The sequence below is a fragment of the Streptomyces sp. NPDC044064 genome, from assembly GCF_056434245.1.
Map to the genome: position 1 here is coordinate 318,810 of NZ_JBWKFN010000009.1, position 6,422 is coordinate 325,231.

9 protein-coding genes and 1 pseudogene are annotated in these 6,422 nt (G+C 70.9%); all 10 read left to right on the top strand.

Features of this window, described 5'->3' with window-relative positions:
• Positions 1 to 11: 11 nt before the first annotated feature.
• The 10 genes and pseudogenes from AC07DS_RS17555 to AC07DS_RS17600 all read left to right on the top strand — a co-directional run bounded on the left by AC07DS_RS17555 (position 12) and on the right by AC07DS_RS17600 (position 6,282).
• A complete protein-coding gene (locus tag AC07DS_RS17555; protein WP_479146250.1) occupies positions 12 to 464 on the top strand; it encodes a hypothetical protein in 453 nt (150 codons plus the stop codon).
• 306 nt (positions 465 to 770) lie between these two features.
• Positions 771 to 1,346 carry a hypothetical protein gene (locus AC07DS_RS17560; RefSeq protein ID WP_479146252.1) on the top strand — a complete coding sequence of 192 codons (576 nt, stop codon included), beginning with the start codon at positions 771 to 773 and terminating at the stop codon, positions 1,344 to 1,346.
• Between the two features lie 331 nt (positions 1,347 to 1,677).
• Positions 1,678 to 2,436 (top strand): hypothetical protein, encoded by a 759-nt coding sequence (locus AC07DS_RS17565; protein ID WP_479146254.1) that lies wholly within the window; start codon positions 1,678 to 1,680, stop codon positions 2,434 to 2,436.
• Between the two features lie 118 nt (positions 2,437 to 2,554).
• A pseudogene (locus AC07DS_RS17570) lies at positions 2,555 to 3,076 on the top strand (class I SAM-dependent methyltransferase); the annotation flags it as partial.
• 43 nt (positions 3,077 to 3,119) lie between these two features.
• On the top strand, positions 3,120 to 3,365 hold the full coding sequence (locus tag AC07DS_RS17575; protein WP_479146281.1) for a hypothetical protein: 246 nt from the start codon (positions 3,120 to 3,122) through the stop codon (positions 3,363 to 3,365).
• Between the two features lie 162 nt (positions 3,366 to 3,527).
• On the top strand, positions 3,528 to 3,707 hold the full coding sequence (locus AC07DS_RS17580) for a hypothetical protein (protein ID WP_479146283.1): 180 nt from the start codon (positions 3,528 to 3,530) through the stop codon (positions 3,705 to 3,707).
• Between the two features lie 375 nt (positions 3,708 to 4,082).
• Entirely contained in the window at positions 4,083 to 4,658 is a 576-nt protein-coding gene (locus AC07DS_RS17585) for a hypothetical protein (RefSeq protein ID WP_479146256.1), read from the top strand.
• 104 nt (positions 4,659 to 4,762) lie between these two features.
• Positions 4,763 to 5,128, top strand: coding sequence for a hypothetical protein (locus AC07DS_RS17590; protein WP_479146258.1), 366 nt, complete (start codon positions 4,763 to 4,765; stop codon positions 5,126 to 5,128).
• 325 nt (positions 5,129 to 5,453) lie between these two features.
• Positions 5,454 to 6,164 carry a hypothetical protein gene (locus tag AC07DS_RS17595; protein ID WP_479146260.1) on the top strand — a complete coding sequence of 237 codons (711 nt, stop codon included), beginning with the start codon at positions 5,454 to 5,456 and terminating at the stop codon, positions 6,162 to 6,164.
• A complete protein-coding gene (locus AC07DS_RS17600; protein WP_479146262.1) occupies positions 6,106 to 6,282 on the top strand; it encodes a hypothetical protein in 177 nt (58 codons plus the stop codon). The genes AC07DS_RS17595 and AC07DS_RS17600 overlap by 59 nt, the downstream gene beginning before the upstream one ends.
• Positions 6,283 to 6,422: the final 140 nt, after the last annotated feature.

Sequence of the window (6,422 nt, forward strand, 5' to 3'; positions counted from 1 at the left end):
AGTCAGTGCAGATGAGCACTCAGCAGGCGGCCTCCCGGCCGGTCCTGAACGGCGGCGACGGACAGCCGGGCGCGGCCGGGGCGGCACGGCCGCCCTCTCGTACTCCTTCGCCCTCCGGGCGCGGCTTCCTGTCCGCGCCCCCGTATCGAGAGGAGGCGGACGCCGTGTCGGCCAGCTTCCACACCAGCACCCCGGAGGAACCCACCCTTTTGACCAGGAGCACGCCGCCCAGACGGTGGTTCGCCCAGATCGATGAGAGCCGCTTCCGCGATGCCAGCGACGGCTCACCAGCCCCCTTGCGTAACTGGCCGGACCCCTACGACGAGCCGGACGACTTCACCGCCTACACCGGCCCGCACGGAGCCCTCCACGCCGCACCGGATCTGTCCGTGTGCGTGTGCGGCTGGCACCCGCACAACCACCCCGGCTACACCATCGCTGACCACCTCAAGGACTGGCAGTAGAACGCCATTCCCAACCAGGACCCCGGCCCGCCCGTGTACCCGCATCCTGGCGGGCCGGCGGTGCTGCGACTGGCCGCTACCAGGCTCGCCCCCACCGCGCGGCCAGCGCGGCCGAGGCGCTCGCCGTCATCGCTAGCGGCCGCCGGGGGTCGGTGTCCAGTTCACGGGCTGACACCCGTGTCCCACCGACCCCGACCAGGCCGCCGACTGCTGCGCCTGATCCCTGCTGCGCCGGGGTGCGGTACTTCGCCGCGCCTCGCCCCGCAGATGCCCGTACTTCCCGTCATCGAAAGGAATCCTGCCCTCATGGACCCGTACCTTCCCGCCGGCCGGGACGTGACCTGTTCCCAGGCCGCGCCCGCCGCCGACATCGCGTCGTGGACTGGGGCGCTGCGCGCGCAGCGGGCTGCCGCGCAGGGTGTGGCCCGCCTCGTCGCGGACACCCTGCGCGTCCAGTTCCCTAAGGCCGCCTACTTCGTCCTGGAGATCGACTATGACCGCGACCTCGCCACGGACCTTTTCCCCGACAGCATCCGTGACGCCGAGGGCGAGATCCTGACGGACTTCACGGAAGTCGATCCACTGCCGCCGCTGCCTGCCACGAACCCACTCCGCGCCCTGTGGGGCAGTCACGACCCCGCCGACGCCTTCCAGCTCCGTCACCTCCTGCGCACTCTGCGCCTGAGCGGGGCGGCCTTCGACGACTTCCCCGAAGACCTGCGCAACGACCAGGACGACGAGGGCTTCGTTCCGTGCCTGCTGCTGTCCCCCGAGGCCCGCCCCGAGCGGTGGGACGCGGAAGACGAGGACCACAGCGAGCGCCTCCTGCGCCCCTGCAGCGCGCTGCGCCCTCTTGCTGGCGTCGTGCACGCGGAGGTGTGAGGGCCTGCGCGGCCGCCCACGTCGCCCGGCCCGGTCACGGCGGCAGCCCGCACGCCGCGTGACCCGCACGACGTGCGCGGCGCAGGACTGAGCGATCCCGCCCCAGTCCTTCCGGTCAGTCCCCAGGGGGTGCGGCGTCCCGCCGCGCCCCCTGCCCGGTCCCGCGCCGTCTGGCGTGCCCGCCTCTTACCGAGCTACCTGCTATTGAATGCAGATATCTGGAATCATAGTTTGCAGGTGTTGGACGCGGGGTGGTGAATCCCCCTGCCGCTCCGCCCTGGCCCCGGTGTTCCCGCCGGGAACCGGAAACCTGACGAATGGAGATCACTTTATGTCCGAGACCATCAGCACCTACGTCGCCGATGGCGTTGCGGCGGGTCTGAGTACTTACCTGCACCCGAAGCCGGTCATGGACGCGGGGGCGCTGGCCGAAGCGATCCGGGTGCAGCTCCGGACCTGGGTGACTGCCGAGTTCGGGATCACAGTCCCTTCCCCCGAGGTGATCGCGGCCGCGCCCACCGACAGCGTTTCCCGGCTCGTCGCCGATGTGGCCGAGCGTGTCCGCGTCTGGGGTGTGGAGGCGGACGGGGACGCCGAGGCGTGGGGCGTCGTGCACCTGTTCAACGCGCACGCTGACGTCCTGTACGCCGCCCACGGCCGCGGCGACGCCTACCTGTTGGGCGCCCTGTACTCGCTCATCGTCGCCCGCGCCTACCTGCGGGACGGCTACGAGGGCCGGTTCGAGCTGGACCCGTTCAACGACGACCGGCGCCAGATCAGCGAAGCGGTGCTGATCGAGACCGTCCGGGTACAGCTCGCCACGTGGGCGCCCGCCACGTTCGGGACGGTCGTTCAGATCCCCGCCCGGTGGGAGATGCGCACCGCCGCCGACCTGTCCGACCTCATCGCGGACGTGAGCCAGGCCGCGGAAGCGAAGTACGGCGACGTGGACGACGACGACAGCATCCGGGGCATGGCGCATCTGGCCAACGCCCGCGCCGACGGCCTCAAAGCCGGATACGGCCACGGCGACGCCTACCTGCTGGCCGTCCTTCAGTCACTGATGTGCGCCTCCGCCAGCCTCGCATAGCTCTCTCGTCCGCCCGCGGCCGCACCCGGCGCCGAACGCCTCCGGGTGCGGCCCCTGCCCGCCGCGCCCGGAGCCCTCCAGCGCCGGCCACCTGCCGAGGAGGCAGAACCCCTTGCCGATGACGAGGCTCGACAAGACCGAGCGGCTGATATGAGCGGGGCAGGGTGCCGCTTATGCCGGAAGTTTCGCCAAGCTGTGCGCCCATCCGGTGCCGCAGTTGCTTGATGCCGCCGAGGTGGGGGCAGGCGCGCGGGTGCTGGACGTAGGGACTGGGCGGGGGACGGTTGCTGCTGCCGCGTGTGCCCGCGGGACGGCAGTGACGGCTGTTGACGCGGAGCTGACCATGGTCGAGCTGGCGATGCAGGCCGCGCCTTCGGCTGACGTGGACGTGGCCGCACCTCCGGAGGTTCCCTTCAGCGATGGAGAGTTCAGCGCCGTCGTGGCCAACCTCGTGCTGAATCATGTGGGCCGGCCCAAGGTGGCCCTGGCCGAGTTGTGCCGTGTCGTGAGGCCCAACGGTTGGATTGTGTTGACGACATGGGCAGTGCCTCCAGCCCCAGGACAGGCTCTGATCGGCCGTGCGATTCAAGCCGCAGGTGCAGTGCGTCCACCGCACCTGCCCGCAGGATTGACCCCTGACAAGATCCGTTACTCCATCCACCACAACACCCCGGAGGAAACCGGTGACCAGCGCAATCGACCCGCCCGCCGACCATCAGACCAAGCAGTTGCTCCACGAGATTGCCCATCTCGACCGCGGCGAGGGCGTCACCCTCCACTACCTTTCCGTCGGCCGCTGGGCCCTCGGCGGCGAAAGAGGCTCCATCGTGAGCGAGGAGACGCTTTGCGCGCTGGTAGCCGCTGGCAGCATCCGCTATGTCGAGTTCTCCCAACCCGTCCGCATCAAGGTCACCGACACAGGCCGCTGACGGAGCCGGAGGCCGCCCGGGCCGTCCGCTCGATCAGCGTCCGGGCCGCGCTGGCGCTCAACTTCGCCCTCAAGGCGTTCACCTGCCTGCCCCTGGCCGACTGGACGGGCCTGTTACCCGGTGTTCCCGGAGCCGTAGGACAGCGAACCGCACAGCCGTACCGTGTACTTCCGTGCCACCGGCGACCGCGTCCCCCGCCGGTTCACCGACCGGCTGCTCATCGATCACGTGGCCATCACGCCGGGCGACGCCACCGAGGCGGATATCCCGGCCGCCCTGTCCCTGACCCTCTTCGGCACGCGCGGCCGGGCAGACGACATCAGCGTCGTCCGACTCGCCTGACCCCGCCCCGCCCGTATCCCCGTACCTGGACGCCACGCTCTGGGGAGTTGCGGCCGAGGGCGCGCACCGCCGGCCCTGGGGCAGTGGCGAGCGGCAAGAAGGGGGAGAGTGGTCGCCGGGGCTGGTCCGCCGTGCCCCTGTGCGCGTGATGTCCGCTCAGGAAGCATGCGGAGCCTTACCCAATCTATTGAATGGAGTTCCGCAGACGCATAGTTTGTTGGTGTGGGGGGCGGGGTGGTGACAACCCCCTGGGCCACTCCGCCCCGACACCCACGGCGGGCCGGACCCAACGCCTCGTGTCAGTGGGCTCGTTCACCCTGGTTCTTGCGGCGGCCCTGAGCGGCCCGCGGCATCCTGCCCCCTCTTGGAGGACTTGTGAAGTACACGCTGGTGCATCGATTCCCCGACGGCCGGGAGCGGCCCGTATCCGCGCCGTTCGGATCGGTCAGCGAGGCCGCCAGTCTTGCGGGCCGGTGGCTCGTGGACAACGGGCGGGCGGCCGAGGGGGCCGCGCACTCGTTCGCCCGCTTTCTTGCTGAGGTCGAGGTCGGGCGGTCCCTCACGCATGAGGCGTCCGGTTACGCCGCCCGCATCGAGCTGGCCGAGAAGGTCACCGTGCCCGACCCGGCCAGGCCCCTGCGCATCACCCAGGCCCGCAGGGTCCAGTTCGAAGCCTGGGCGGAAGTCTGGGAGGTCCGGACCCACGGCCCCGCCTCCCTGCGGACCATCTACCACCGGTGGACCGAGGACGGTGACCACTTCGTCAAGCACGATCCGATCATGTTCAAGAGCGGCACCTTCTACAGCGGCGGAGAGTTCCGGCGGCACAAAGCCGGAGACGTGTACGCCACGACCGTCCAGGGGCGCGGTGCCACCACCTTGACCCTGCTCCCGCTGCGGCAGCTTCCCCAGGACGCCCCCACGGATCAGCTTCTTCTGCCCCTGACGTGACCCCGCCTGACCGCCCACACGGCTCGCCGCGCCCCCGCACCGCCACGAGGGCGCGGCACCCCCGGCCACCCGCCAGCCCGCCACAGATCCGAGGAGCGCCCCGTATGGGCCCGTACGCCAGCCCCGACCAGCCCCGCCGCACCCCCGCCGTGGACACCCTCCGCGCCCTCGTGCCCGACGACGCCGACGTGATCCGGGTGCGCGCCGCCACCCCGACCGCCGCAACCGGCTGGGCGTGGCAGCAGGCCGAGGTGCTCGGCGCCTACCAGTGGCCGCCGCACCGGGGTGAAGAGCTGCACCCCCTCGACCACACCGCCGACGACAGCACGCACGCCAGCCTGACCGTCTGCGAATTCCTCCGCACCCACCAGCACGCCGGTAACGTCCGCACGGTGCGCGCCAACGACACGGCGTACGTGTTCAGCATCCGGCTGAGCTGCCCCCGCTGGGAGGACACGGACGAGGGCTGAGTGCCCCACGCGCCCCGCTGCGCCCCCCAGCGCCGACGGAGGGGTGCAGCGGACCACCCGGCCCCGCCAGGCCCCTGCGCGCACACTGCTGGGGCGCCAGCCTCCAGGGAGCGCCCCGGCCGCCGCTGTACCACCGGCACCGCCGATTCCAGCGACGTCGACGGCCGGCCGCCAGGGCCGAAGGCACGGCGACGCGGTGGAACATCGACGAACTCCCGCTTTGGACCCACCTGGCGTTCGTGGCCCGCCCCGGGCACCCCTTCCCGCGCGCCCAGGTCCATCGCGCAACCAACCCAGGCACCCGTCACCGAAGGAGCACCCTTCTATGTCCGACCGACTCGAATGGGCCGACACCACCAGCGGCGCCCAACTCCTCTTCCCCGGCGAGGTTGTCGACGGCGCCACCGTCGACGCCGACGAGATCGCCATCGCCTTCTGGACCGGCAGCAACGGCATCGCCCTGTCCGGGTCGCCGCAGGACCTCGTCAACCGCCTCGAACAAGTCGCCGCCATCGCTCGCACAGTCGCAGTGCTCCTCGCCGAGCCGCTGCGCCACATCCCCCACGGGCTCGACCCCTGGACCTGGACCGCCCTTGGCACAGGCGCCGACTCCTCCGAGGAGCACGACAACACCCTCTGTCACACACCCGGTATCACCGTCGCCGACCCGCGCCGCGTCACCTGCGGCGCTTGCATCACCGCCTGGAATGCCCAATGGTCCGGGGAGTTCGCCTTCCCCGTGGTGCTGCCCATCCCTGCCGACCCGGTCGACTGCCGGATCGGCAACCAGCTGCCGTACGCGTCCATCACCTGGATCGGCGACGAAGACCGCGATGAGGAAAGCGTTGCCGCGCGCGAGGGTGCCGGTATCGAATACGGCATTGCGTCCACGGCGGCCCCGGACATCGAGCCTCTCGGCCATGGTTCACGGGAACGGGCCTCGGCCGAGCTGGCCGACAGCAGCACTGTGTGGCCGGGTGTCTACCTCGTTCAGCGCGCGGGCGACGGCCCTTGGCAGCACGTCGCAGCGGATTGAGGACCCGGCCGAGACCGTCGATCTGGATGACGACGTCCTGTCTGCCGTGCTCGGCATGCTCGCCGAGCTGCTGCGCCCCGGCCAGGGCGCGGACCTCACCGTCGACCTCACCGGCTGAACTGCCCTTCACTGAGCGGCGGGGCGCGCCCAGGACCGTGCCCCGCCCCGGCCCGCACCAGGCGGGGGAGGGGACGCGTGCCGGTCTCGCGCGCCGCGCCCCAGTATTGAATGTGAATCTTGAAAAACATAGTTTGCATG

Coding starts and splice junctions, on each gene's coding strand:
- AC07DS_RS17560 (WP_479146252.1), top strand. CDS start 771: ATGGACCCGTACCTTCCCGCCGGCCGGGACGTGACCTGTTCCCAGGCC.
- AC07DS_RS17555 (WP_479146250.1), top strand. CDS start 12: ATGAGCACTCAGCAGGCGGCCTCCCGGCCGGTCCTGAACGGCGGCGAC.
- AC07DS_RS17590 (WP_479146258.1), top strand. CDS start 4,763: ATGGGCCCGTACGCCAGCCCCGACCAGCCCCGCCGCACCCCCGCCGTG.
- AC07DS_RS17595 (WP_479146260.1), top strand. CDS start 5,454: ATGTCCGACCGACTCGAATGGGCCGACACCACCAGCGGCGCCCAACTC.
- AC07DS_RS17565 (WP_479146254.1), top strand. CDS start 1,678: ATGTCCGAGACCATCAGCACCTACGTCGCCGATGGCGTTGCGGCGGGT.